Origin of the sequence: Paenibacillus sp. MMS20-IR301, from assembly GCF_032302195.1 — a bacterium.
Lineage (GTDB): Bacteria > Bacillota > Bacilli > Paenibacillales > Paenibacillaceae > Paenibacillus_AQ.
Map to the genome: position 1 here is coordinate 837,463 of NZ_CP135275.1, position 24,890 is coordinate 862,352.

28 protein-coding genes are annotated in these 24,890 nt (G+C 54.2%); 27 read left to right on the forward strand and 1 reads right to left on the reverse strand.

The annotated features are described in order from the left end of the window. The first annotated feature begins 62 nt into the window (after positions 1-62). From LOS79_RS03405 to LOS79_RS03415, 3 genes are all read left to right on the forward strand, one after another. Complete coding sequence (locus LOS79_RS03405; protein WP_315416291.1) at positions 63-1,133, forward strand: M24 family metallopeptidase; 1,071 nt, start codon at positions 63-65, stop codon at positions 1,131-1,133. Positions 1,134-1,178: 45 nt separating this feature from the next. Then, complete coding sequence (gene efp / locus LOS79_RS03410; protein WP_042178624.1) at positions 1,179-1,736, forward strand: elongation factor P; 558 nt, start codon at positions 1,179-1,181, stop codon at positions 1,734-1,736. A 225-nt stretch (positions 1,737-1,961) separates the two neighbouring features. Further along, entirely contained in the window at positions 1,962-3,215 is a 1,254-nt protein-coding gene (locus LOS79_RS03415; RefSeq protein WP_315416293.1) for an aspartate kinase, read from the forward strand. Positions 3,216-3,617: 402 nt separating this feature from the next. Here LOS79_RS03415 and LOS79_RS03420 read toward each other — a convergent pair whose 3' ends face one another. After that, positions 3,618-4,484 carry a YitT family protein gene (locus LOS79_RS03420; protein WP_315416294.1) on the reverse strand — a complete coding sequence of 289 codons (867 nt, stop codon included), beginning with the start codon at positions 4,482-4,484 and terminating at the stop codon, positions 3,618-3,620. A 343-nt stretch (positions 4,485-4,827) separates the two neighbouring features. On the opposite strand from LOS79_RS03420, the gene LOS79_RS03425 reads away from it, so the two are divergent. The 24 genes from LOS79_RS03425 to recN all read left to right on the forward strand — a co-directional run bounded on the left by LOS79_RS03425 (position 4,828) and on the right by recN (position 24,873). Continuing rightward, complete coding sequence (locus tag LOS79_RS03425; protein WP_397386729.1) at positions 4,828-5,091, forward strand: YqhV family protein; 264 nt, start codon at positions 4,828-4,830, stop codon at positions 5,089-5,091. Between the two features lie 82 nt (positions 5,092-5,173). Further along, positions 5,174-6,175, forward strand: a complete 1,002-nt coding sequence (spoIIIAA, locus tag LOS79_RS03430) for a stage III sporulation protein AA (protein ID WP_315416296.1) — start codon at positions 5,174-5,176, stop codon at positions 6,173-6,175. Further along, the gene (spoIIIAB, locus tag LOS79_RS03435) at positions 6,168-6,686 is read left to right on the forward strand and encodes a stage III sporulation protein SpoIIIAB (RefSeq protein ID WP_315416297.1); all 519 of its coding nucleotides are present in this window, start codon (positions 6,168-6,170) and stop codon (positions 6,684-6,686) included. Before spoIIIAA ends, spoIIIAB begins: the two co-directional genes overlap by 8 nt. Positions 6,687-6,699: 13 nt before the next feature. Further along, on the forward strand, positions 6,700-6,903 hold the full coding sequence (gene spoIIIAC, locus LOS79_RS03440; RefSeq protein WP_020426549.1) for a stage III sporulation protein AC: 204 nt from the start codon (positions 6,700-6,702) through the stop codon (positions 6,901-6,903). A gap of 9 nt (positions 6,904-6,912) precedes the next feature. Beyond that, the gene (spoIIIAD, locus tag LOS79_RS03445) at positions 6,913-7,302 is read left to right on the forward strand and encodes a stage III sporulation protein AD (RefSeq protein WP_315416305.1); all 390 of its coding nucleotides are present in this window, start codon (positions 6,913-6,915) and stop codon (positions 7,300-7,302) included. 51 nt (positions 7,303-7,353) lie between these two features. Further along, the gene (gene spoIIIAE, locus LOS79_RS03450; protein ID WP_315416307.1) at positions 7,354-8,613 is read left to right on the forward strand and encodes a stage III sporulation protein AE; all 1,260 of its coding nucleotides are present in this window, start codon (positions 7,354-7,356) and stop codon (positions 8,611-8,613) included. Positions 8,614-8,680: 67 nt separating this feature from the next. Continuing rightward, positions 8,681-9,496, forward strand: a complete 816-nt coding sequence (gene spoIIIAF, locus LOS79_RS03455; RefSeq protein WP_315416309.1) for a stage III sporulation protein AF — start codon at positions 8,681-8,683, stop codon at positions 9,494-9,496. Positions 9,497-9,531: 35 nt separating this feature from the next. Further along, the gene (gene spoIIIAG, locus LOS79_RS03460; RefSeq protein ID WP_315416311.1) at positions 9,532-10,167 is read left to right on the forward strand and encodes a stage III sporulation protein AG; all 636 of its coding nucleotides are present in this window, start codon (positions 9,532-9,534) and stop codon (positions 10,165-10,167) included. A gap of 214 nt (positions 10,168-10,381) precedes the next feature. Beyond that, positions 10,382-11,254, forward strand: coding sequence for a SpoIIIAH-like family protein (locus LOS79_RS03465; protein ID WP_315416312.1), 873 nt, complete (start codon positions 10,382-10,384; stop codon positions 11,252-11,254). Positions 11,255-11,461: 207 nt separating this feature from the next. After that, positions 11,462-11,974, forward strand: a complete 513-nt coding sequence (gene accB / locus LOS79_RS03470; RefSeq protein ID WP_315416314.1) for an acetyl-CoA carboxylase biotin carboxyl carrier protein — start codon at positions 11,462-11,464, stop codon at positions 11,972-11,974. 55 nt (positions 11,975-12,029) lie between these two features. Beyond that, positions 12,030-13,373, forward strand: coding sequence for an acetyl-CoA carboxylase biotin carboxylase subunit (accC, locus tag LOS79_RS03475; RefSeq protein WP_315416315.1), 1,344 nt, complete (start codon positions 12,030-12,032; stop codon positions 13,371-13,373). A gap of 124 nt (positions 13,374-13,497) precedes the next feature. Further along, complete coding sequence (locus tag LOS79_RS03480; protein WP_315416316.1) at positions 13,498-13,914, forward strand: Asp23/Gls24 family envelope stress response protein; 417 nt, start codon at positions 13,498-13,500, stop codon at positions 13,912-13,914. Between the two features lie 258 nt (positions 13,915-14,172). Next, the gene (gene amaP, locus LOS79_RS03485) at positions 14,173-14,712 is read left to right on the forward strand and encodes an alkaline shock response membrane anchor protein AmaP (RefSeq protein WP_315416317.1); all 540 of its coding nucleotides are present in this window, start codon (positions 14,173-14,175) and stop codon (positions 14,710-14,712) included. Positions 14,713-14,727: 15 nt separating this feature from the next. Next, positions 14,728-14,961, forward strand: a complete 234-nt coding sequence (locus LOS79_RS03490) for a DUF2273 domain-containing protein (protein WP_315416319.1) — start codon at positions 14,728-14,730, stop codon at positions 14,959-14,961. 167 nt (positions 14,962-15,128) lie between these two features. After that, entirely contained in the window at positions 15,129-15,578 is a 450-nt protein-coding gene (nusB, locus tag LOS79_RS03495; protein ID WP_315416321.1) for a transcription antitermination factor NusB, read from the forward strand. 38 nt (positions 15,579-15,616) lie between these two features. Then, complete coding sequence (gene folD, locus LOS79_RS03500) at positions 15,617-16,474, forward strand: bifunctional methylenetetrahydrofolate dehydrogenase/methenyltetrahydrofolate cyclohydrolase FolD (RefSeq protein WP_315416323.1); 858 nt, start codon at positions 15,617-15,619, stop codon at positions 16,472-16,474. Between the two features lie 8 nt (positions 16,475-16,482). Next, positions 16,483-17,856, forward strand: coding sequence for an exodeoxyribonuclease VII large subunit (gene xseA, locus LOS79_RS03505; protein ID WP_315416325.1), 1,374 nt, complete (start codon positions 16,483-16,485; stop codon positions 17,854-17,856). Beyond that, complete coding sequence (gene xseB, locus LOS79_RS03510; protein WP_315416326.1) at positions 17,840-18,097, forward strand: exodeoxyribonuclease VII small subunit; 258 nt, start codon at positions 17,840-17,842, stop codon at positions 18,095-18,097. Before xseA ends, xseB begins: the two co-directional genes overlap by 17 nt. Continuing rightward, positions 18,084-19,031 (forward strand): polyprenyl synthetase family protein, encoded by a 948-nt coding sequence (locus LOS79_RS03515; RefSeq protein ID WP_315416327.1) that lies wholly within the window; start codon positions 18,084-18,086, stop codon positions 19,029-19,031. The genes xseB and LOS79_RS03515 overlap by 14 nt, the downstream gene beginning before the upstream one ends. Positions 19,032-19,125: 94 nt before the next feature. Beyond that, positions 19,126-21,030 (forward strand): 1-deoxy-D-xylulose-5-phosphate synthase, encoded by a 1,905-nt coding sequence (gene dxs, locus LOS79_RS03520; protein ID WP_315416328.1) that lies wholly within the window; start codon positions 19,126-19,128, stop codon positions 21,028-21,030. Positions 21,031-21,071: 41 nt separating this feature from the next. After that, complete coding sequence (locus LOS79_RS03525; RefSeq protein WP_315416330.1) at positions 21,072-21,962, forward strand: TlyA family RNA methyltransferase; 891 nt, start codon at positions 21,072-21,074, stop codon at positions 21,960-21,962. 84 nt (positions 21,963-22,046) lie between these two features. Then, complete coding sequence (locus LOS79_RS03530; RefSeq protein WP_315416331.1) at positions 22,047-22,622, forward strand: hypothetical protein; 576 nt, start codon at positions 22,047-22,049, stop codon at positions 22,620-22,622. Between the two features lie 28 nt (positions 22,623-22,650). Beyond that, on the forward strand, positions 22,651-23,100 hold the full coding sequence (ahrC, locus tag LOS79_RS03535; RefSeq protein ID WP_315416332.1) for a transcriptional regulator AhrC/ArgR: 450 nt from the start codon (positions 22,651-22,653) through the stop codon (positions 23,098-23,100). A gap of 45 nt (positions 23,101-23,145) precedes the next feature. After that, positions 23,146-24,873: a DNA repair protein RecN gene (gene recN, locus LOS79_RS03540; protein WP_315416333.1), complete on the forward strand. Its 1,728-nt coding sequence runs from the start codon at positions 23,146-23,148 to the stop codon at positions 24,871-24,873. The last annotated feature ends 17 nt before the right edge of the window (positions 24,874-24,890 follow it).

Here is a 24,890-nt window from a genome sequence, read left to right on the forward strand (position 1 = left end):
CTTCTCAGGTGGCATGCCACTATGTTAAAATACAATGTGGCTATTTCGAGAGGAGAATGAAAATGGGCAACAAGCGCGTCTCCAAGCTGCGTACGGTTTTGCAGGAACAGGGATTGGATGCGATGTTAATTACCAGCGGCTATAACCGCCGTTATTTGAGCGGATTCACCGGCTCTTCCGGCTATGTTCTGGTTACCGGTGATGACAGTTATCTGCTGACTGACTTCAGGTATATGACACAGGCCTCGGAACAGGTCACCGGAATGAAGGTCGTTCAGCATGGAGCGAAGTTCATTGATACCGTGCGTGAGCTGCTGCCGCAGAGCGGACAAGTCCGTCTCGGCTTTGAGCAGGATGAGGTATCCTTCAGCGCGTATACTGCCTATGCAGCGGCTCTGCAGCCGGTTGTTCTGGTTCCGGTATCCAAGGCTGTAGAGAACCTGCGTATGTTCAAGGATGAGGAAGAGCTGGCTGTAATGCAGCGGGCAGCCGATCTGGCCGACGCCACCTTCAGTCATATTCTGAATGTAATCAAGCCCGGCATGACCGAACGTGATGTGGATCTGGAAATGGAATTCTACATGCGTACCCATGGAGCAACCTCATCCTCGTTCGATACCATTGTCGCTTCCGGCGAGCGCTCGGCGATGCCGCATGGTGTTGCAAGCAGCAAGGTTATCGGAAACAACGAATTCGTTACCTTCGATTTCGGTGCACTGCTGGACGGCTACTGCTCGGATGTAACACGTACGATTGCTTTGGGATCACCTGATCCCAAGCTGAAGGAAATCTATGATATCGTGCTGGAGGCACAGATGCATGCACTGGCGCATATCAAACCCGGTATGACCGGGCGTGAATGTGACGCTCTGGCGCGGGACATTATTGCCCGCTACGGTTACGGGGAGTACTTCGGCCACAGCACAGGCCACGGCCTGGGTATGGAGGTTCATGAGAACCCGCGCCTGTCCATGCTGGCTGATGAGATTATCCAGCCGGGCATGGTGGTCACCGTGGAGCCGGGGATTTATCTCTCAGGGCTTGGCGGCGTGCGGATTGAAGATGATATTGTCATTACCGAAAGCGGCATAACGCTGCTGACACATTCGTCTAAGGCTTATACGGTATTGTAAGACACACTTATTCAGTTATTTCATCGATTTCAGGAGGGATTTTTAGTGATTTCAGTTAATGATTTCAAGACAGGCTTGACAGTAGAAGTAGAAGGGGATATCTTCACCGTCCTCGATTTCCAGCACGTAAAACCAGGTAAAGGTGCGGCATTCGTCCGCTCCAAGCTGAAGAACCTGCGCAACGGCAACACCGTTGAACGCACCTTCCGCGCCGGCGAAACCATCGGACGTGCAATCATCGAAAACCGCGGTGTGCAGTATCTGTATGCCAGCGGTGCTGAGCATGTATTCATGGATAACGAAACCTACGACCAGTTTGAATTGACTGCCAAGCAGCTGGAGTGGGAGCTTAACTTCCTGAGAGAGAACATGACTGTTAATATCGTAAGCTACCAGGGTGAAATCCTCGGGATCAACCTGCCTACAAGCGTTGAGCTGAAGGTAACAGAAACCGAGCCGGGCGTTAAAGGCAACACTGCCCAGGGTGCAACCAAAGCAGCTACGCTGGAAACCGGTCACACTGTACAGGTGCCGCTCTTCATCAACGAAGGTGACGTCCTGCTGATCGATACCCGTGAAGGCAAATACATCTCCCGCGCATAGGAGCTGTTCTGTCCCGGATTAACTGTTATATTCATCGGCCTCCCCGCAGCTTGCGGCGGAGGCTTTTTTCAAATATAACCATAGACATTCGGACAGCTTCGAGAAAAATGGGCGTTTTTTTTGTGAAACCATTAACGCATGTTATGATTTTCGTATTATACTGTGTTAAAGCGGGAAACCAAATATAAGCTACTACTCAGAGCGAAATAGGGAGTGAATGGAACTTTGTCACTTTATGTTATGAAATTCGGAGGCAGCTCCGTCGGCGACATTGAACGCATGCAGCGTGTCGCTAAGCGCATCGCAGACAAGCAGGATGAGGGCCACCGCTGCGTTGTGGTTGTATCCGCCATGGGGGATACGACAGATGACCTGATCGATCAGGCCAAGCAGCTGAACGCTGAGCCGCCTGCACGCGAAATGGATATGCTGATGACTACCGGGGAACAGATCTCCGTAGCCTTGTTGTCCATCGCCCTGCACGGGATTGGCCGGAATGCAGTGTCCTATACAGGCTGGCAGGCCGGATTCCGTACCGATGATACGCATGGCCGGGCACGGATTAATGAAATTGTTCCGCGCCGTGTGCTGGAGTCGCTGGAGCGTGAGCAGATTGTAATCGTAGCCGGATTCCAGGGAATGACGCTGGATGGCGAGATTACAACACTGGGCCGCGGCGGTTCGGATACGACGGCTGTAGCGCTGGCCGCTGCCATTAAAGCCGATGTATGCGAGATTTACACGGATGTGGACGGGATTTACTCCACAGACCCGCGAATCGTGAAGACTGCGCGCAAGCTGAAGGAAATATCGTATGACGAAATGCTGGAGCTGGCCAATCTGGGCGCAGCTGTCCTGCATCCGCGTGCGGTGGAGTATGCCAAACGGTATCAAGTGAAGCTGGTCGTCAGATCAAGCTTTAATCATAATGAAGGAACTGTTGTGAAGGAGGAAGCAAGCATGGAGCAGGGTGTAGTAGTTAGCGGAATCGCATATGATAAGAACGTGGCCCGGATCAGTATTCTGGGGGTACCGGATGTTCCAGGCGTACTGGCCCAGGTATTCGGCAAGCTGGCCGGAGAAGGCGTTGACGTTGATATTATTGTCCAGAGCGGCGTGCTGGACGGAACCGCTGATTTCTCCTTTACCGTAGGACTCGGCGATCTGGTGAAAGCCAAGCAGGTGATCGAGGGACTGCACAGTGAATTGCCTTACCGTGAAGTGACTTCCGAGGATAACCTGGTCAAGGTGTCTATCGTGGGTGCAGGCATGGTCAGTCATCCGGGGGTAGCAGCCCAGATGTTCGAAGTCATCTCGAGCCAGGGCGTGAGCATCAAGATGGTCAGCACCTCAGAGATCAAGGTATCTTGCGTTGTTGAATCCGGTAATCTGCAGCAGATCATTCAGGCGCTTCATACTGCCTACAACCTGGATACCGCTGAGCAGGCCTTCGTCGGAGGTCCTCAGGACCGCCGGTAAGCCCTAAACTGATGTGGGGGTTGAGCGAAAAACCGAATACAATGCGCGAACGTCAATGTAAAGCGGACAATATATAAGACATAGATACAAAGATCAATTAGTAACCAATAATCGTCAGTCAAAAAGAGTGCTATTCCCCGAGCGAGCGGAGAATAGCACTCTTTTGCATAGCATAGTAAATGTGGCTGGCAACGGTATCGGCGATATGCTTAATTGTACTTTGTACAACTATATTGTCTGATTTACTAGCGATTATCCATATAGTTGTATTTCGTACAACTAAACTGACTTTGTACCTTGGTTCCCGCCCATTTGGGCAAATTTAGTTGTACGGAATACAGTTATACGATGTTCGCATCCATTTTCTCTGTTTTTAATTGCACATTATACAACTATCCTCGTTTAACCCAGACGCCGGAACCGGCCCATGATCTCAACTGTCTCCAGCACGTTAACAAAGGATTTCGGATCGGTCTCCAGAATCGTCTTGCGCAGATCGGCCAGCTCGTAACGGGTTGTGACCGTCATCAGCATCGTGTTCCCTTCGTGGCTGTATCCGCCCTCAGCATTCACTACGGTGACACCGTGGGGCAGGCAGGTCAGGCGGCTCAGCATCTTCTCCCGCTCCTTCGTGACAATGAAGCAGGTCAGCTTGACGTGGCGGATATGGATCATATCAACAACCCGGCTTTTGACGAAGATACACAGCATCGCATAGAGCGCGGAATCCCAGCTTTTGAAGAAGCCCAGGCTTAAGATGACCAGTCCGTCCAGCACGAACAGCACAGTGCCCATCGGAATATCCCGTTTGCGGGTAATAATCGAGCCGAGAATATCGAATCCCCCGGAAGATCCGCCTGCACGCAGCGAGAAGCCAACCCCTCCGGCAATAATAACCCCGCCGAAAATACTGGCCAGAATCGGGTCCTTGGTCAGCTTCACCACAGGAATAATAGTGAGGAACCAGGTGGTGGAAATAACGGACAGCATGCTATAGCAGATATATTTTTTGCCTACCGCGATAAATCCCCAAATCAGGATCGGCAGATTGATGGCGAAATAATACAGCGAAATGTACTTTGGATTCGTTAAGTAGCCGATAATCGAGGCCGTTCCCGCTACACCGCCGCTGAGCAGCTGATGCGGAATCAGGAACAGCCGGAGCCCGCATGCCACCAGAAAAGCAGAGAAAATAATGATGGCTACTTCCTTGACTTGTCTGGCTACTGTTCCTGATACGAGCGGTACTACGAAATTACGAACTTGCATGACTGTGATCCCCTCTTTTTCCGATGTCTTATCTGGCTTCCGGCGGTGCGCAGCACCTCTTTTGGGAAGTGAAATGGAAGGTGCCAGTAGTTTCTCCAGCGACCCGCCCTTCTATTTAATTATGCTCCTGCCGGAACGCGCAAAAATAATTTTATCATACCGATGATATTTTTTTATATAGGTCTGCACTATGATTTCTTTCACACTTGCCAAATTCTCCGCGGGTCTCCTTCATTTCTTTTTGTCTAAAGTGGCGGTCTGCCGCATATCCATGGATAACAGCTTGTTTAATCTGCAATGTATTGCTTGTAATTCATAGATTCGGACAAGGGGGTAGAACGGTTTGGACAAGTATGTGGGCTGGATGGCGGGGCTGCGGCTGCTGTCGGGCAGTGTGGAGATTGCCGCTGCGCTGATCATGCTCCGGCTTAATCAGGTGGACAAGGCGCTTGCCGTCAATTCCGGGCTGGCGCTGGTCGGACCGACAATTCTGATTCTGACAACAGCAGTAGGACTGACCGGGATGGCGGAGCAGCTCTCCTGGGGGAAGCTGGGCTGGATCGGATGCGGCGTGGCTTTTCTCTTAATCGGTATCTTAAAGAAATGATAGATGATAGTCATAAAGCTCAGGTACAAGCATAAATATGGAGTAAAGCTAGTAAGTAGAGGACAGCTTGGGGGTACTTTGTATGGCTAAGGATTGGCTTCTATTATTTCCTGAAAAAGTAAGAGCGCTGCTCAGCGGACTTCCCCTAGCGCTCCTGGACAAAGTGGAGGAAGTCCGCGTCCGTGAAGGACGGCCGCTTGAGATCAACTACTCCGGCAAATATCATTTTGTCGGTGCCGGCGGCGCTCTGACACAGCTTCCCGGTGAAGCCTACAGGCCGGACCGGGAGGATACGCACCGGCTGCTGGACCTGATCAGCAATCATTCGCTGTATACGATGGAAGAGGAGCTGCGCAAGGGCTTCATCACCATCCCCGGCGGACACCGGATCGGCCTCTCCGGCCGGACCGTCCTAAGCGGCGGAGGGGTAGAGCATCTGCGCGACATTACCGGCTTCAATGTGCGCATCGCCCGTGAGGTGCACGGCATTGCCGACGGTGTGCTGCCCTATCTGCTGGACCGGGGGCGGCAGCGGATTATGCATACACTGATCCTCTCGCCGCCGCAGCACGGCAAGACGACGCTGCTGCGCGATCTGGCGCGGCAGATTTCGGCAGGCGGAAGGGACGGACGCGAAGGAAGCCGCCCGGCGCTGAAGGTCGGCATCGTCGATGAACGCTCAGAGATTGCCGGGAGCCGGCGCGGCGTCCCGGCCTTCGATGTCGGCCCGCGGACGGACATTCTTGACGGCTGTCCCAAAGCGGAAGGCATGATGATGATGATCCGCTCGCTGTCGCCGGATGTGCTGATCGCAGACGAGATCGGCCGGCTGGAGGACGCGGAGGCGGTAACGGAAGCACTGCATGCCGGCATTACAGTGGTCGCCTCCGCGCACGGCAAGGAAGTGGCCGAGCTGGCCAGGCGGCCGGGGCTGGGCGGGCTGCTGGAGCACCGGATGTTTGAGCGGTATGTCATTCTGCACCGCTCAGAGTCCGGCCTCGCCTTCCGCATTCTCGACGCCCAGAAGCGCGGGCTGCTGCTGATCTCGCCGGAAGAGCGGCAGGCGGGTGACCGCCATGCTTAAGCTAGCAGGTGCGGTGCTGATCGTCCTGGCAGGCACTCTGGCAGGCTTCAGGATAGCCGCCCAGTACGCTGAGCGGCCCCGGAACATCCGGGCGCTGATTGCAGCGCTGCAGCGGCTGGAGACAGAGATCCAGTACGGCTACACTCCGCTGCCGGAGGCGCTGCGGCGGATCGGTCAGCAGATGAAGGAGCCGCTGCGGGCCTTCTTCATCACGGCGGCTGAAGAAATGAGTGAGCCGTATAACTGCAGCGCCGAGGAAGCGGTACGGCGGTCCATGGAGGCCCACTGGAGCAGGGCTGCCCTGAAGCCGGCGGAGCAGGAAATTATCCGGCAGCTCAGCTGCACACTGGGCACCAGTGACAGAGTGAATCAGAGCACGCATATTGCGCTGGCTCTGCAGCAATTGAAGCAGGAGGAGACAGCGGCCAGAGAAGATCAGGGCAAGTATGAGAAAGTGAGCAAAAGCCTGGGTCTGCTGCTTGGAGCATTGATCGTCATTTTGATCTTTTAGCGAGGTGCCAGGAATGAATATTGAAGTCAACGCGATCTTTCAGATTGCCGGCATCGGCATCATTATCGCCATGATCCACACGGTGCTTAAGCAGATGGGTAAAGAGGATATCGCCCACTGGGTAACGATTGTCGGCTTTATCATCGTGCTGTTCATGGTGATCCGCATGCTGGACGGACTGCTCCAGGAAATCAAAACGATTTTTCTTTTTCAATAGGCTGAGGTTATGGAAATCATTCAGGTAGTGGGAATCGGGCTCTTGTCGACTGTCCTCATCCTTGTATTGAAGGAGCAAAAACCGGTGTTCGCCTTTCTGCTGACAACTGCAGCCGGCATTCTGATCTTCCTGTTCCTGATCGGCAAGATCGGAACGATTCTCGGGACGCTGGAGCGGGTCGCGGAATCCTCCGGAATGGAAATGATCTATATCAAAACCGTGTTCAAAATCATCGGCATTTCGTATATCGCAGAGTTCGGGGCGCAGATAGTGCGGGATGCCGGGCAGGAGTCGATCGCCTCCAAAATCGAGCTGGCCGGCAAGGTGCTGATTATGGTACTGGCTGTGCCGATCATCAGCATAATTATCGAGACAGTGATGAAGCTGCTGCCGGCGTAAAACTGCAGGAGCGCAGCGGGGATAACTGTTACAGGAAAGCGGGGTGACGGGATGCAGGCGCATAGTATTTTTCGTCCGCCAAAAGGTTATAAACTGCTCTTGCTGCTCCCTTGTCTGCTGCTGTTACTGTGTACAGGCACCCTCTATGCCGCTCCGGCCGGGCAAGCACAACAGACACAGACACAGGCTGCTGGCGGAAGCGGGGGCTCGTCCTCTCCGGTTGACCAGTGGGTGAAGGGGCAGGTTCAGAGCCTGCCTACGGACGGGGTAGAGTCGTACTGGAATCAGCTGATGAAGGAGTACGGGGGATTTTTTCCTGACGGTAAAACCCCTTCGCTGATGGATATGCTGTTGCCAGGCGAAGACGGCTTAAGCTTCAAAAGTGTCCTGTCCGGCCTGACCTCCTACATGTGGCATGAGGTGCTTTATAACGGCAAGCTGCTCGTTACGATTGTAATGATCAGTGTGCTGAGCATGATTCTGGAGACGCTGCAGACCGCTTTTGAACGGAAATCAGTCAGTAAAATCGCTTATATGCTCTGTTACATGGTTGTGCTAGTAATCGCAGTCAACAGCTTCAATATCGCTATCGGCTATGCCAAGGATGCCATTGACCGGATGAGCGATTTCATGATGGCCATGATCCCGCTGCTGTTCGCGCTGCTGGCTTCCATGGGCAATATCGTTACAGTCTCGGTAACCCATCCGCTGATTGTGTTTATGATTCATACGGTCAGCACGCTGATTCATACAGTGGTCTTCCCGCTGCTGTTCTTCTCGGCGGTGCTGCATCTGGTCAGTGCCATGTCGGAGAAATACAAGCTGACCCAGCTGGCGAATCTGTTGCGCAATATAGGGGCCGGACTGCTGGGCGTGCTGCTCACCGTCTTCCTCGGTGTGATTTCGGTCCGGGGGATTACCAGCTCGGTTACGGACGGGGTTACCATCCGCGCTGCTAAATACATTACAGGTAATTTCGTTCCAGTTATCGGCAAAATGTTCGCGGATGCCACCGATACGGTGATCTCGGCCTCGCTGCTGGTGAAGAACGCCATCGGGCTGTCGGGAGTCATCATCATCCTTTTCCTGTGTGCCTTCCCGGCGATCAAAATTCTGATCCTTGCCCTGATCTATAACGTGGCCGCCGCAGTAATGCAGCCGCTAGGGGATACGCCGATTGTGAGCTGCCTGCAGACGATCGGCAAAAGCATGATTTATGTCTTCGCGGCACTTGCAGCCGTCTCGCTGATGTTCTTCCTCGCAGTAACGATTATGCTGACAGCGGGCAATGTCACGGTGATGATGCGGTGAGGTATGGGGAGGATAACCGGAGCAGGCAGCAGGTATTAACATATTCAGGACTTTCAGGAGGTGCTCCATGACCTGGTTAGGCGGATGGCTGCATGAGCTGATTCTGGTGGTGCTGCTGGCTGCATTTGTAGAGATGCTGCTCCCCAGCAAATCCATGGAACGCTACGCGAGGCTGGTGCTCAGCCTGCTCGTGCTGCTGACAATGCTCAGCCCGATTGTCTCCCTGTTGAAGGGGGATGCCGGTGCTGAGCTGAGTCAGGCAATGGAGCGGCAGGACCGCAGCGGCGGGCTGCTGTCAGGTACAGGCGGAGGTGACCATTCGCTGGAGCAGATTCTGGCTGACGGCAGGATGCTGGCTTCGGGTACCCGGGAGCAGAGCCTGAAGCTGGCCGCAGCTGAGGTTGCCGGACAAATGCGGGAGCAGATTGCCGCAGGCACCGGAATCCGCGGCGTGAATGTTACAGTTGCGCTGGGTATGGGTCCGGATACAAGCACACTCAGCGGTGAGAATGTGCCGGTGATCTCCGCTGTAACAGTGGCTCTGCCTGAAGCCGCAGCTGCCGCCGGCAGCCCTGATTCAGCTGCAGGTTCAGCTGCCGTCGGCAATCCGATCCGGATTACTCCGGTACAGCCGGTTCAGGTCAGTCTGGACGGCGGCAATCCGGCAGGGGAAGCCAGCGCTGAAGCTTCGGTGCCGGGCGGTTTAGCGGGTTCAGCCGGTTCAGGCGCCGGCCCGTCAAACGGCGGGAGTACAGGCCCGGAGGAACAGGCGGCGGCGGCAAGCGAAGCAGAAGCCATTATCCGGCTGCTGGAGCAGAACTGGAGCCTGGACCCTGAGCTGATTCATATCCAAAGCGGCAGCTCCGCTGCTGTGAAATCATAAGTCAGAAGAGGCCATAACCAGAAGGAGGGAAATCAATGGGCAATTGGCTGAAAAAGCTGGAGCAGTGGGCCGGCGGCGGGAGCGGCAGCCCGAAGCGGAGCCATACGTTCCGCTGGCTGATCATTCTCGGGCTGCTGGGAGTCGCGATTATGCTGTTTAACTCCTTCGTGAATGTGAAGAAGCTCGACAACGAGAATACGGGGCGCGAACCGCCGGTAAGCGGGGCCGCACAGACTGTTCTGCAGGAGACGGTGTCATCAAGTTCCTTCGACAGCATTGAACTGGCGATGGAGAACCGGACGAAGGAAATACTGGAGAAAATCGTCGGGGTCGGCACCGTAGATATCATGGTTACTGTAGAATCCACCGAGGAAATCGTGGTCGTGCGCAATATGAATGATACGCAGGCGCAGAGCGAGGAAACGGACGCCAGCGGCGGTAAACGGCATACCACACAGTACACCAGGGACGGGGAAATTGTTACCTACAGCCAGTCCGGCGACGAGACCCCGATTGTAACCAAACGGATCAAACCCCAGGTACGGGGCGTGCTGGTTGTCGCCAAGGGTGCGGAGAATAAAACGGTACGGAGCCTGATTGAGCAGGCGGTTGAAAAAGGGCTGAACGTACCGAGCTACCGCATCTCCGTTGTTCCGCGCAAGCAGGAATAGATATTCAGCAAAGACTGCCTGCGGCAGACAAAAATCAGGCATATGTGGGCCAAACCACGCGTATGCTTTCATAAACGGGTTGTCCAAGCGGACAAACCGAGCGGATTCACTGAAGCAGATGCTAACAAAACTTTAAGCGTAGGCTTCCGAAGTGAGTTTTGTACGAAGCAGACTCACCGGAGTAAATGCTAACAAAACTTTAGGAGGAATAAAAATGAAGGGCAAAAGACAAACGATTTGGCTCGTATCCATGCTTAGCCTGATGGTGGTGCTCTCGGCATACTACTTGTTCACAGAAGATACAGGATCTTCGATTCCTAAGGAAACAGCAGGCAGCATCCAGGTGGATACAGTGAAGGATGGAACCGGCGGGGGAACGGCAACAGCCCTTGACAGCGGGCTCGTAATCAACGAAGTGAGCACAGACGGCACTGTAGCGGCTGATACCGGAATCACGGCTGATGACAGCAGCACTGCTGCAGTTACTGATGAGACCGGCAAGGCAGCAACAGACGAAACAGCAGCTGCAGTATCCGAAGACAGCACAGACGCGGCCGTAACGGCTGACAGCGGTGATACAGCCAAAGACACAGCGGCAGCAGGCAATTCAGGCAAAGAGGCTTCTGCAGATAAGGGCAAAGAGACCAAGGCGGCAGCTGCCTCCACGGACAAGACTCCGGTCAAGGATGATGCGGCCATTCTGGACGAGGTTGCTTCCCAGAGCGTCTCGGCAACCAGCATGTTCACCAATTATCTGTATGAGCGGGAACAGAAGAACCTGAAGGACCACAACGATCTGCTGGCGCTGATTAATGATATGGATAAGTCGCCTTCGGAGAGTGCGGTTGCCCAGGAGCAGCTCAGCAAGCTGGAGGAGAAGGAGTCCAAAATCACCGGAATCGAAGAGCAGCTGCAGCAGAAATACGGTGAGGCCATCGTGAAGGAAGAAGCAGGGGATGCTTACACAATCGTAGTGCTCAGCGATAAGCTGGATGTCAAACAGGCCGTGGGCATTGTGGACCTCGTCATGAAGGAACTGAGCGTAACGCAGGACAAGATTAAGGTCCAATATGTATCTGAGCAGTAAGCTTGGCTGAATAAAAAATAAGAAAATAGCATAAAATGCCGAAAGAGCCCGGGCTGGTCCAGGGCTCTTTCCATTTCTAGCGTTTGTGATATAATACATAAAGTTATCTTGAAGTATAAAAAAGAATACGCTGGCAGAGTTACCCCTTGCCCTGCATATCTGTATCCAAAATGGCTTTGAGAGAAAGCTGAAGGAGTGAACTATTAAATGTTCAAGTTAAGCGAGATTAAGGAATTGATTAAATTGCTGGACCAGACCTCCTCCGTACATGAGCTGGAGATTGAAAGCGAAGGTATGAAGCTGGCTATCCGCAAACCGGATCGTCCAGAAGCTGATGGAACAGTAATACATCAGGCGGCTCCTTATGCCTATCCCTTTACGCCAGCCCCGCAGCCGCAAAGCCTGCAGCATGTTGCCCCTCCGGTTGTCAGTGAAGCTCCTGCTGCAGCGCAGCAGTCGCAATCGTCCGCTGAAGGCGCATTACATAAAATCGTCTCACCGATGGTCGGGACCTTCTATAGTGCCGCTTCACCGGAAACCCCGTCTTTTGTCAATGTAGGGGACCGGGTCAACGAGAAATCAACGGTCTGCATCATCGAAGCGATGAAGCTGATGAATGAACTGGAAGCAGAAGTGAAAGGCGAAATTGTCTCCGTCCTGGCCGAGAACGGCCAACTGGTAGAATACGGCCAGCCGCTGTTCCTGGTGAGAGCGGAATAGTTGCCGCTACAATCATGAGGAGCTTGAAGCTTCGCTAAACTTTGGGAGGAAACGCATGAACATTCAAAAAGTGTTGATTGCCAACCGCGGTGAGATTGCGGTCCGCATTATCAGGGCTTGCCGTGAACTGGGCATTTCCACCGTTGCAGTCTATTCGGAGCCGGACCGGGACTCCCTGCATGTCCGTCTGGCTGATGAGGCTTACTGTATCGGTCCGGTGCTGTCCAAGGACAGCTACCTGAACTTTACAAATATTATGAGCGTAGCTACGCTCACTGACTGCGATGCGATTCATCCGGGCTACGGATTCCTGGCTGAGAATGCGGATTTCGCAGAAATCTGCGAGTCCTGCAATATCACCTTTATCGGCCCTTCCCCGGATGCCATCACGCGGATGGGTGACAAGGCCGTAGCGAAAGAAACGATGAAGCTGGCCGGTGTTCCGATTATTCCCGGGTCTGACGGTCTGGTCGGTGATATAGAGGAAGCAGTGATGTTGGGCCGTGATATCGGCTATCCGATCATCGTCAAGGCTACGGCAGGCGGCGGGGGAAAGGGCATCCGCATCGCCGAGGATGAAGAGTCGCTGGTGAAGCAGATTACCGCTGCGCAGCAGGAGGCGCAGAAGGCTTTTGGCAATGCCGGGGTATACTTAGAGAAATTCCTCACCGGCATGAAGCATGTGGAAATTCAGATTATCGCTGATAACCACGGCAATGTCGTCCATCTGGGCGAACGGGACTGCTCTGTGCAGCGCCGCCGCCAGAAGCTGATTGAAGAAGCGCCTTGTTCTGTGCTGACATCTGAGATCCGCGAGGCCATGGGCCAGGCGGCAGTACGGGCTGCACAGGCGGTTAATTATTCCGGGGCAGGCACGCTGGAATTCCTGCTGGGACCTGACGGGCAGTTCTACTTCATGGAGATGAACACCCGTATCCAGGTAGAGCATCCGGTAACGGAAATGGTTACCGGCGTGGATCTGATCAAGGAAATGATCTCCGTGGCTGAAGGCAACCCGTTATCCTTCACGCAGGAGGATGTAGTGATTAACGGCTGGTCAATTGAATGCCGGATCAACGCCGAAGACCCTGAACGCAATTTCATGCCGTCTCCGGGCAAAATCGGCTTCTACCTGCCGCCGGGCGGACTGGGTGTGCGGGTGGACAGCGCTGCTTATCCGGGCTATTCGATTTCACCGTTTTATGACTCGATGATCGCCAAGCTGATTGTCTGGGCGCCGACACGGCTAGAGGCGGTTGCCAAGATGAAGCGGGCACTGGCCGAATTCGCCGTGGAAGGTATACATACAACGATTCCTTTCCATCAGAAACTGCTTACGCATCCGGTGTTTCTGGACGGTAATTTCGATATCAAGTTCCTGGAAGAGTATGAAATTTAGGACGGCCTTGCATTGTTTGTCATAAAGTTCGCCAAATGATATAGTATGTTTAATAAGAGACAGAGACTAGCTGCCCTCTTGAAAGGCCAGAATAATTTTTTGCTGGAAAGGTGTGAAGTCTAAGATGAGTACATTGCCGACAGAATTCGAACGTACGGAAATCGGTGAAATCCAGATCGCTCCTGAAGTGATCGAGGTTATTGCAGGTTTGGCAACCGTAGAGGTTAAGGGCGTAGCGGGAATGAGCGGCGGTTTCGCCGGTGGAATTGTGGAGCTTCTCGGACGCAAGAACCTGTCTAAGGGAGTCAAGGTTGAGGTAGGCCAGCGTGAAGCCGCTGTGGATGTATCCGTAATCATTGAATACGGCAACCGGCTTCCGGAAGTGGCTGCTGAGATTCAGCGCAACGTGAAGCGTTCTATTGAGACCATGACCGGTCTGACTGTTGTGGAAGTGAACGTGCACATTCATGATGTGCAGTTCAGAAACAACGCAAGCGTTGACAAGAGCGAAGATACGGAAGCGGTTCTCCGCGTGAAGTAAGGGTCTTATGTTTGCCATGAACCCCCGGGCCGTACGCCGAGGGTTTACCAAATATGTTAATAATTCATATGTTTTGAGGCCCCCGCAAAGTACCTGAGTAGCCATCGAAGCTAAGGCACCACTTTGTGGGGATTTTTATAAAGATAAGAATTTATATGCTTCGCGCAATAAATATTCCTTATCTTTCCCGCTGAAACGGATACCGTCCTCTTTAGGACGGTGTAGCCGTTTCTACTTGTTAAGGAGGTAATGAGACTCGTGGCCAAAATTCTGGACAGGCTTTTGCTGTTACTATACAGCTTAAGTGTTGGAATTCTATCTGTAATTGCCATCCTCCTCTTAAGCGGTGCGGTTCCTGATTCCTTTGAGATTCAGGAGGGGCCTGCGGCCTATATCGCTGCAATCACCGTAGCGGTAATACTGTTCCTGCTGAGTATCCGTTTCTTCTACATTTCCCTGCGCCGTGACCGGGCTTCCCTGCCGTCTGTTGATCAGCGTACGGAATACGGGGATATTCAAATCTCTATGGAGACGATTGAGAACCTGAGTCTGAAGGCAGCCGGCAAGGTGAAAGGGATCCGTGATCTGAAGTCGCGCATCCGCGTTTCGCAGGCCGGTCTTGAGATCATGATCCGCGCAGTAGTGGACGGCGAGCATTCCCTGCCTCTGCTGACTACGGAAATCCAGCGCCAGGTGCATGATTTCGTGCAGGAAACCACCGGAATTCCGGTGGCGGATGTATCCGTATATGTTGCTAACCTCACACAGTCACCAAGCTTCAAAAGTCGAGTGGAATAGAGGTGGGTTTCCCTTATGCCTTGGAGAGAAGTATGGGGAAGTCACGGGGGGAGAATTGCCGGAGTTGCCTTCGGCGCTGTTCTCGGATTGATTTATTTGTTTAGCGGTTTTTGGGATATGCTGTTCTTTGCACTGGTAGTGTTCATCGGATATACGCTCGGCAAAAGAAAGGATACCGCGCAGGGCCCCCTGTTTCAGTGGCAGGAGCTTGCAGCGTGGCTGTCCGGTGTCTGGCGTCCTTTCAAATGAACCGCGATAGTCTTTCTCCCGGAAGCCTGGAACCCGTTATTTTGAGTTGCTGACCTGCGGAAGAACGGCTGCGCGGTTTTTTTCTGGGCTTGGGAAGAATTAAGCAGTAAGCTTTATGAAATAACAATACAAGTATGCTAGTTAAGTTAAGATCGTAGGAGGAACACATGAAAAGACGTTTAGCGAGAGAGATTATTGTCCAGAGTCTGTACCAGATGGAAATGAATGATGTGGAGGTTGCCGAGGCAGTAGAGATGCTGCTGGAGGAAGCGGCGGATGAGAATGAAACAGAGCGCGTCATCACAGACGAGAACGAGCTGAAGGCTTATGTTGTCGCGCATGTTAACGGGGTATGGGAGCACAAAATGGCTATTGATGATATGCTGGAGCATTATCTCAAGGGCTGGCAGATGAGCCGCCTGTCCCGGGTAGACCGGCAGATTCTGCGTCTGGCTACCTTTGAAATGGTCTTCGCTGACGATGTGCCGGGCAAGGTTGCGGTCAATGAGGCCATTGATCTGGCCAAGCATTTCGGTACTGAAGATTCCGGTAAATTCGTAAACGGCGTGCTCGGCAAAATGATCCAGGAGCTGGATACACTTAGAGCTGATTTGTAATGGACTAAGCTTAAATAGACAAAAGGGGAGAGACTTACATGACAGCAGCGATTATCAGCGGTAAACAGGTATCAGACGAAATTCGGATCAGCATTGCCCGGGAGGTTGCAGCATTAGTGGAGCATGGCGTAAAGCCAGGTCTTGCTGTCGTTCTGGTCGGTGAAGATCCGGCCTCTCAGGTCTATGTACGCAATAAAGAGAAGTCTTGTATCGAGCTGGGCTTCCATTCCGAGGTTCACCGGCTGGATGCAGCAACCAGCCAGGAAGAGCTGCTTGCCCTGGTGGCGGAGCTGAACAGCCGTAATGATATTGACGGCATCCTGGTGCAATTGCCGCTTCCGAAGCATATTGAAGAGAAGGCTGTAATTGATGCCATCTCTGTAGAGAAGGATGTAGACGGCTTCCATCCGGTCAATGTCGGGAACCTGGTGATCGGGGACGACAGTCTGCTTCCTTGCACGCCTGCCGGTGTAATTGAACTGATCAAACGGACCGGTATTGAGATTTCCGGCAAGCATGCCGTGGTAATCGGCCGCAGCAACATTGTCGGCAAGCCTGTATCCCTGCTGCTGCAGCGTGAGAATGCTACCGTGACTATGTGCCATTCCCGCACGGCCAACATGGCTGAACTCAGCCGTCAGGCGGATATTCTTGTTGTGGCTATCGGACGGGCCAATTTCATAGACGCTTCCTTTGTGAAGCCGGGCGCGGTTGTTATTGATGTCGGGATGAACCGGCTCGATACCGGCAAGCTGGCCGGGGACGTGGATTATGAGAGCGCCCGTGAAGTTGCCGGGTTCATTACACCGGTTCCGGGCGGTGTAGGACCGATGACAATCACCATGCTGATGAGCAATACGCTCATTGCGGCCAAACGCCGCCATGGCGTGAAGTAGGCCGGCTGATGGCGGCGGAGCGGCAGATTTATTCCATTAAGGATCTTAACAAATACATCCGCATGAAGCTGGATTCGGATAGCGTGCTCGCCGATGTCTGGATCCGCGGTGAAATTTCGAATTTCACCCATCACGGCAGCGGGCATATGTATTTCACGCTGAAGGATGAGAGCAGCCGGATCAAGGCAATCATGTTTGCTTCGCATAACTCGCGGCTGCCCTTTGTGCCGAAGGAAGGCACAAAGGTCATTGCAAGAGGGAATGTGACTGTCTATGAACGGGACGGGCAGTACCAGTTCTATGCCACCCATATGCAGCCTGACGGCATCGGCAGCCTGTATCTGGCTTATGAGCAGCTGAAGAGCAAGCTTGCGCAGCAGGGGCTGTTTGCAGCGGAGCGTAAGCGTCCGCTGCCGCGGTTTCCGCGCTGTATCGGCGTGGTGACCTCGCCGACCGGCGCAGCGGTGCGGGATATTATCATTACCCTGCAGCGCCGCTACCCGCAGGTGGCGATTGTCCTCTACCCTGTGCTTGTGCAGGGGAAAGGCGCAGCGCCATCCATTGTGCAGGCGATCGAGAATCTGAACGCCATGGGCGAAGCGGATGTGCTGATCGTCGGGCGCGGCGGCGGCTCGCTGGAGGAGCTGTGGGCCTTCAATGAGGAGGCCGTCGCCCGGGCGATTGCGGCCTCGGACATTCCGGTCATCTCGGCCGTCGGCCACGAGACCGACTTCACGATCGCCGACTTTGCCGCCGATCTCCGGGCGGCAACCCCCACGGCCGCAGCCGAGCTGGCCGTGCCTAGCGCAGCCGAGCTCGCCGGGCAGCTGCGCACTGCCCGGCAGCGGCTGCGCCAAGGGCTGCTGCGCCGCTCGCAGCGCGGCGGCGAACGCCTCGCGGCGCTGCAGCGCTCGCTGGCGCTGGCCGGCCCGCGCCGGCAGCTGTCCCAGCATGCGCAGCGGCTGGACATGCTGCGCGCGGCCCTGCTCCGCGCCGCCGGCGCAAGGCACAGCCGCGCTGCCGGGCGCAGCGCGCTGCTGCACCAGAGCCTGCAGCGCTTCCACCCGCTGGCGAGCGTCAGCGCAGCCCGGCGGCGCCAGGACAGCGCGGCACGCGGGCTGTCAGCGGCAATGCAGGCGCGCCTCTCGGAGAAGCGCGCACGCTTTACTGCGGAGCTGCGCCATCTGGACGCGCTCAGTCCGCTCAAGGTCATGTCACGCGGCTACAGCCTCGTCTATGACGAGAAGGAAGAGAAGCTAATCAAATCGCTGAAGGAAGTTGAGCCCGGCGATAAGGTCAATATAAAACTGAATGACGGAATGCTGCACTGCCAGGTACAGGGCATGAAGGAGGAGGGCAAAGACAATGGCGAAGGAAGCTGAACTGGATTTTGAGGGAGCCATGGAGCGCCTGGAGGAAATCGTACGTGAGCTTGAACACGGCGACGTTCCCCTGGAGAAGTCGATTGATTTATTCCAGCAGGGGATGAAGCTGTCGCAGCTCTGCGGCAGCAAGCTGGAGCAGGTCGAGCGCAAGATCGAGATGATTACGGTGGAAGATGGCGAGCTGCGCAAGAAGCCCTTCGGCACCCGGCTGGAAGGCGATAGCGATGACTCATTCTGAACATGAGACTGGCAGAGCGGCGGGGGAAGCAGGCCGCCGCGAACCGCTTGAACAGTACATAGCAGAGGTAGGCCAGTGGGTAGCCGATGCTTTGGGGGCAATCCTGCCGGCAGAGTGGACAGTACCGCAAGCACTCAGGGAAGCCATGGAATATTCACTTCAGGCCGGAGGCAAACGCCTGCGCCCGCTGCTGGTCATTGCCGCCTGTGAGGCGCTTGGAGGCAGCCGTGACGCGGCGCTGCCGGTGGCGGCAGCGATTGAAATGGTCCATACCTATTCCCTGATTCACGATGATCTGCCTGCCATGGATAATGATGATTACCGGCGCGGCAAGCTGACGAATCATAAGGTCTTTGGGGAAGCTGCAGCCATCTTAGCCGGAGACGCCCTGCTGACACATGCCTTCTACAGTGTGGTACAGGCTTCCCGCAAATATGGGGTTCCGGCTGAGCAGGTGCTGTCCATCGTTGAGGATCTGGCCGAAATGGCCGGTCCGCGCGGAATGGTCGGCGGCCAGGTCGCTGATATGGAAGGCGAGCAGGGACTGACCGATCTGGAGCAGCTTCGGTACATTCATCTGCATAAGACGGGAGATCTGATGATCTTCTCGCTGCTGGCCGGCGGCAGAATCGCCGGGGCCGGAGAGGCTCAGCTGGAAGCGCTGCGGAGGTTCGGAACAGGCATCGGCCTGGCATTCCAGGTGCAGGATGATATTCTCGATCTGATCGGCGATGAGAGCAAGCTGGGCAAAAAAACCGGCAGTGACATCAAGCAGCAGAAGGTGACGTACCCGTACTTCATCGGCCTTGAAGCCTCGCGGGCCGAGGTGAAGACGCTCACGGATGCAGCGCGCAGCGCAATTCTCGAAGGCGGCTTCCAGGACCCTTCCCGGCTGCTGGAAATTGCCGATTATTTAGTGTCCCGTGATCATTAAGTGAATTTCGGAAACGGCTGTGTTTCGGCAGCCGTTTCGTTTGTGTTATAATGGGGTTTATATTTTACAACATCTAGGAAAGCGGGGAATACTCGTGCTGCTTCCACAAATAAATGATCCTCAGCAACTTAAATCTTTATCGGTCGAGCAACTGGCTGTCCTTGCGGAGGAAATCCGCCGGTTTCTTATTGAGAAGCTGTCTGTGACTGGCGGGCATCTCGCATCTAATCTGGGAGTAGTGGAGCTCACGCTGGCCCTGCATTACTGTTATGACAGTCCCCGGGACAAAATGATTTATGACGTAGGGCATCAGGCGTACGTCCACAAAATACTGACCGGCCGCCAGGACCGGTTCGATTCGCTGCGTAAGCAGAACGGACTATGCGGTTTCGTCAAGCGTTCAGAGAGTGAGCATGATGTCTGGGAAGCCGGACACAGCAGCACCTCCCTGTCAGCAGCGATGGGAATGGCGATGGCCCGTGACTTGAAGGGTGAGGACAATAAGGTCATTGCCGTGATCGGAGACGGTGCCCTGACCGGCGGTATGGCTTTCGAAGCGCTCAATCATATCGGGCATGAACGCCGCAAGCTGATGGTCATTCTGAATGACAACGAAATGTCCATTGCACCGAATGTCGGGGCGATGCACAATTATCTCAGCAAAATCCGCTCGGACCGCCACTATCTGCGGGCCAAGGATGAAGTTGAAGGCCTGCTGAAGCGGATTCCGGCAATCGGCGGACGGCTGGCGAAGACGGCACAGAATGTGAAGGACGGCTTGAAGAACATGCTGGTACCTGGCGTGCTCTTTGAAGAGCTTGGCTTCACTTATCTGGGACCTGTGGACGGCCATGATCTGGAGAAGATGATTGACACCTTCCATCAGGCGGATAACGTACAGGGCCCGGTACTGGTACATGTGCTGACTACTAAGGGCAAGGGCTACAAACCGGCGGAAGCCGATTCTTATAAATGGCATGGTATTTCTCCTTACAAAATCGAATCCGGACAGGTGCTCCAGGCGGTGGGCCATCCGATGTACACGGAAGTCTTCGGGCAGACGCTGATTGAGCTGGGGCATGAGGACAAACGTCTGATTGCCGTTACGCCGGCTATGCCGGGCGGCTCCGGGCTGTTCCCGTTCGCCAAGGAGTTTCCTGACCGGATGATTGATGTCGGAATTGCTGAGCAGCATGCGGCTACGCTGTGCGCTGCGCTGGCAATGGAAGGGATGAAGCCGGTATTCGCCGTCTACTCCACCTTCATGCAGCGGGCCTACGATCAGATTGTCCACGATATCTGCCGTCATAATGCCAATGTCATGTTCGCCATCGACCGGGCCGGCTTCGTCGGTGCAGACGGTGAGACGCATCAGGGTGTGTACGATATTGCCTTCATGCGCCATATCCCGAATATCGTGCTGATGATGCCGAAGGATGAGAATGAGCTGCGCCATATGATGAAGACGGCGCTGGAGTATAACGACGGCCCGATAGCCTACCGCTATCCGCGCATTAACGGCACCGGTGTCGCGCTTGATACAGAGCTGCGTGCCCTGCCTATCGGCACCTGGGAGCGCCTGCGCCCCGGAGATGACTATGCAGTGGTAGCTTGCGGACCTATGGTCCAGGTGGCGGAGGAAGCAGCGGAATTGCTTAAGCGCGAGGGCATACAGGTTGGTGTGGTGAACGCCCGCTTCCTGAAGCCGCTGGATAACGGAATGCTGCTGGATCTGGCACATGCCGGAACGGGCATGATTGTGCTGGAGGAAGCCAGCCAGGCTGGCAGCCTTGGCAGTGCGGTGCTTGAATTCTATGCAGAGCAAGAAATTTATGATGCGCGCGTCCATTTAATGGGCGTCCCGGATATTTTCATTGAGCATGGCTCCATTAAGGAGCAGCGCCAGGATACGGGACTTACTGTAGAAGCGGTGTGCTCGCGTGTTAGATCGATGAAGGCGTTAAGCGCCTATACCTATAAGTCGACTTCCAACTCCTGAATTCAAGCTGGAAGCCGGACCCAACCTACCGGGAGATGAACATGGAACACCCTAAGGAACGAATTGATGTACTGTTAGTTGAACAAGGCTTCTATGACAGCCGCGAGAAGGCTAAGGCTGCTATTATGGCCGGACTGGTGCTTGCCAATGAAGAGCGGATTGAGAAGCCGGGAATGAAGGTGCTGCGCAGCTCTGTCCTGAGAGTCAAGGGAGCGCTGCACCCTTACGTAAGCCGCGGCGGTCTGAAGCTGGAGAAGGCCTTGCGGCAGTTCGGCATAGATATGAACGGGCGGACCATGCTGGATATCGGCTCCTCTACAGGGGGCTTCACCGATTGTGCCCTCCAGCATGGTGCAAGCCATGTGTATGCGGTTGATGTGGGTCATAACCAGCTGGACTGGAGCCTGCGCAACGATAACCGGGTGACGGTGATGGAGCAGACTAATTTCCGTTATATGACCCCGCCGGATCTTCAGGGCCCGGTGCCGGATTTTGCCAGCATTGATGTATCCTTTATCTCGCTCAAAATCATTCTGCCGCCCCTCCTTGCCCTGCTGAACCGGCCGGGTGATATTGCTGCGCTGATTAAGCCGCAATTTGAAGCCGGCCGCGAGAAGGTAGGCAAATCCGGTGTCGTACGTGAACCTGCAGTCCACAAAGAGGTGCTGGTGAATGTGCTGTCTATGGCGTCTGAGCTGGGTTACAGGCTCGAAGGCCTGACCTTCTCTCCGATTACAGGGGGAGAAGGCAACATCGAATTCCTCGCACACTGGAGGCTGCTGCCCGAAACCGGTGATCAGACTTCAGCGGAAGAGCTGCAGACTCCGGCAGGCCATCAGCGGGATCATTTCGCTGCACTTGCCGACACTGTGATTAAGGAAGCAAATGCAACATTTACCGCAACAAACAATGGGAACTCATCTAAGCGATGAGTTTCTTTTGCTGCAAATATAAGATTTTATATGTTATACACGATAACGTATCCTTCTATTTCTCGCTGAAACGGATACCGTCCTTTGAAGGACAGCGTAGCCGTTCTACTTGCGAAATATGGGTCTGATTGGACCCGGAAGCAGGATTTCGCCGCCCCGCGCACGAATAGTTGTACCGAGGTGATGGGAGTGGCGAGCTCTGACAAGGCCGTTGTGGTACTCATTATACTAGCGGCAGCAATATTTATGGTTTACCGGATCTATCTCTGGCTGCAAGGCTCTCCAAGGTCTTTTATGCGGGATAAGGTGCCGATTAATAAAATGATTCAGCCGCATCCGTCCACCGCTCTGCTGGAGGATGCCGGATACGAGATCATCGGCGGCAAGCTGAAGATTCCGTTATCCTTTCAGCTGGATGGTTCACCGGTGTACAGCCGGATGTTTATTGATTATGTTGCCAGCAAAGATGATGAGCATTACTATCTGGTCATCCTGTCACGGCCGCGTAAGAGCCTTGAGTTCACGGGCAGCGGACTTCGTGACGCATTACTTCCATATCTGCTTATTTATCCTTATTGCAGCGGTGTACTGTATGTCGATACAGTGCATTCCGCTGTTCATGTAATCAAGCTGGGCAAGGACGATGGAGAATCGGGTTGAGATCAACTTATAAATACGGGAGGCAACAATGAAGGGACACAGGCATATCAAAATTAGAGAAATTATTACGCAAAAGGAGATCGAAACCCAGGATGATCTGGTGGAGGCGCTGCGTGAAGCCGGATTTCAGGTAACCCAGGCTACCGTATCCCGCGATATCAAAGAGCTGCTGCTGATAAAGGTGCCAATGGATGACGGGCGGTACAAATACTCCCTGCCTACCGATCAGCGCTACAATCCGACACAGAAGCTGAAGAGAGTGCTGGTGGATAACTTTGTGCAGATTGATTTCTCCGGTAATCTTGTGGTGATGAAGTGCCTGCCGGGAACGGCCAACTCTGTCGCTGCGCTGATTGACAATATTGACTGGCCGCAGATTATGGGCACCATCTCAGGTGACGATACCATCCTGATTATTTGCCGTCAGCCGGAGGACAGCAAGAACGTGATTTCACAAATTATGGGTTATATTTCATAATTATCATTTTTCATCAGCGATCATCTTTTCGGAGGTGCATTATTCGTGCTAGAAACATTGTCGATTCGCAATCTTGCCGTCGTTGAGGCGGTGGATGTGCATTTTTATCCCGGCTTTCATGTGCTGACAGGGGAGACCGGGGCGGGGAAGTCCATTATTATTGATGCACTTGCCCTGATTGCCGGGGGCCGCGGCTCGGCTGACTCCATTCGTTACGGCTGTGAGAAAACGGAAATGGAAGCGCTGTTCAGCCTGCCCGCAAACCATCCCGTTTGGGATACGCTGGAGCGGCTGGGTATTGCCGGCGAGCGGGAAGAGCATTTGGTGATCCGCCGTGAAATTACTTCACAGGGGAAGAGCATCTCGCGTGTAAACGGCCAGATGGTCAACCTCAGCATGCTGCGTGAAATCGGCGAGCAGCTCGTTAACATTCACGGACAGCATGAGCATCAGAACCTGCTGAAGGCAGAGCGCCATCTGGGACTGCTCGATACTTACGGCGATGCTGTTATCGGGACGCTGAAAGCAGACTACCAGGAGAAATATACGGCCTTTGCCAAAGTGGAAAAAGAACTCCGGGAATTACAGGATTCCAGCCAAAAAGCGTATCAAATGCTTGATTTATACCGTTTTCAGCTTGAGGAAATTTCTTCGGCCCGATTAAAACCGGGAGAAGATGAATTACTTGCCGAAGAAAGGGTCAAACTATCCCACAGCGAGAAAATGATGGATTCAGTATCCGGTGCATACGAGCTGCTGTATGACAGGCAAGGGCTGGAATCCATCGGGAATGTCATCTCGAAGCTGGAGGATGTAGTCTCTTATGACGAAAAAGGTCTGCGGGCGGTGTTTGAGCAGCTGCAGTCGTCGTATTATCAGCTGGAGGATGTAGCCTTCCAGCTGCGTGATTACCGGGAAGAGATTGAATTCAATCCTGTGCGGCTGGAGGAAATCGAGAACCGGCTGGATCTGATTACCGGGCTGAAGCGCAAATACGGGGACAGCGTCGAGCAGATCTTGGCCTATTATGACCAGATTCAGCGCGAGACTGATCTGCTGGAGAATAAAGACGAGTATATTGAGAAGCTGACAGTGAAACGCGATAGCCTGCTCAGCAGCTTAATGGCCGCAGCCGGTGAGCTCAGCGAGGCACGGCGGCAGTGTGCAACAGATCTTGCTTCACAGGTGGAGAGCGAGCTGAAGGATCTGCAGATGGGACGGACTTCGCTTCAGGTCAAGCTGGATCTCCTTGAAGACCCGCGCGGTATTGAGTATCAGGGCCGGCGTTACCGTCTGACCCGGCAGGGCATCGACAGCGCGGAATTCATGATCTCCCCGAACCCGGGTGAGCCGCTGCGTCCGCTCGGCAAGATCGCCTCCGGCGGCGAGCTGTCACGGATTATGCTGGCGATGAAGAGCATTTTTGCCCGGCATGATGCCATTCCGGTTCTGATCTTCGATGAAGTGGATACCGGGGTCAGCGGACGTGCGGCCCAGTCTATAGCAGATAAGCTGTACAAGCTGTCCTCCACCTGTCAGGTGTTCTCCATTACCCACCTTCCGCAGGTGGCCTGTATGGCGGACCATCAATATCTGATTGCCAAGAAAGTCGAAGACGGACGTACGATGACCGAAGTGGACTCCCTCTCGGCCGAAGGCCGGGTGATGGAGCTGGCCCGGATGCTGGGCGGTGTGGAAATTACCGAAAAAACATTGCATCACGCACAGGAGATGCTCGGTCTGGCCGAGGCCAGCAAGGCAGCTGCAAGTTAAGCGGGACAATGATTGAC

Excerpts from the sequence above, each read along its gene's own strand:
- spoIIIAF (WP_315416309.1), top strand. The coding sequence starts at position 8,681 with ATGACCTGGTTAGGCGGATGGCTGCATGAGCTGATTCTGGTGGTGCTG.
- xseB (WP_315416326.1), top strand. The coding sequence starts at position 17,840 with ATGGCGAAGGAAGCTGAACTGGATTTTGAGGGAGCCATGGAGCGCCTG.
- LOS79_RS03405 (WP_315416291.1), top strand. The coding sequence starts at position 63 with ATGGGCAACAAGCGCGTCTCCAAGCTGCGTACGGTTTTGCAGGAACAG.
- ahrC (WP_315416332.1), top strand. The coding sequence starts at position 22,651 with ATGAAGGGACACAGGCATATCAAAATTAGAGAAATTATTACGCAAAAG.
- spoIIIAA (WP_315416296.1), top strand. The coding sequence starts at position 5,174 with ATGGCTAAGGATTGGCTTCTATTATTTCCTGAAAAAGTAAGAGCGCTG.
- nusB (WP_315416321.1), top strand. The coding sequence starts at position 15,129 with ATGAAAAGACGTTTAGCGAGAGAGATTATTGTCCAGAGTCTGTACCAG.
- xseA (WP_315416325.1), top strand. The coding sequence starts at position 16,483 with ATGGCGGCGGAGCGGCAGATTTATTCCATTAAGGATCTTAACAAATAC.
- LOS79_RS03465 (WP_315416312.1), top strand. The coding sequence starts at position 10,382 with ATGAAGGGCAAAAGACAAACGATTTGGCTCGTATCCATGCTTAGCCTG.
- accC (WP_315416315.1), top strand. The coding sequence starts at position 12,030 with ATGAACATTCAAAAAGTGTTGATTGCCAACCGCGGTGAGATTGCGGTC.
- LOS79_RS03480 (WP_315416316.1), top strand. The coding sequence starts at position 13,498 with ATGAGTACATTGCCGACAGAATTCGAACGTACGGAAATCGGTGAAATC.
- spoIIIAE (WP_315416307.1), top strand. The coding sequence starts at position 7,354 with ATGCAGGCGCATAGTATTTTTCGTCCGCCAAAAGGTTATAAACTGCTC.
- accB (WP_315416314.1), top strand. The coding sequence starts at position 11,462 with ATGTTCAAGTTAAGCGAGATTAAGGAATTGATTAAATTGCTGGACCAG.
- spoIIIAG (WP_315416311.1), top strand. The coding sequence starts at position 9,532 with ATGGGCAATTGGCTGAAAAAGCTGGAGCAGTGGGCCGGCGGCGGGAGC.
- spoIIIAD (WP_315416305.1), top strand. The coding sequence starts at position 6,913 with ATGGAAATCATTCAGGTAGTGGGAATCGGGCTCTTGTCGACTGTCCTC.
- folD (WP_315416323.1), top strand. The coding sequence starts at position 15,617 with ATGACAGCAGCGATTATCAGCGGTAAACAGGTATCAGACGAAATTCGG.
- spoIIIAB (WP_315416297.1), top strand. The coding sequence starts at position 6,168 with ATGCTTAAGCTAGCAGGTGCGGTGCTGATCGTCCTGGCAGGCACTCTG.
- LOS79_RS03525 (WP_315416330.1), top strand. The coding sequence starts at position 21,072 with ATGGAACACCCTAAGGAACGAATTGATGTACTGTTAGTTGAACAAGGC.
- LOS79_RS03515 (WP_315416327.1), top strand. The coding sequence starts at position 18,084 with ATGACTCATTCTGAACATGAGACTGGCAGAGCGGCGGGGGAAGCAGGC.
- LOS79_RS03490 (WP_315416319.1), top strand. The coding sequence starts at position 14,728 with ATGCCTTGGAGAGAAGTATGGGGAAGTCACGGGGGGAGAATTGCCGGA.
- LOS79_RS03420 (WP_315416294.1), bottom strand. The coding sequence starts at position 4,484 with ATGCAAGTTCGTAATTTCGTAGTACCGCTCGTATCAGGAACAGTAGCC.
- spoIIIAC (WP_020426549.1), top strand. The coding sequence starts at position 6,700 with ATGAATATTGAAGTCAACGCGATCTTTCAGATTGCCGGCATCGGCATC.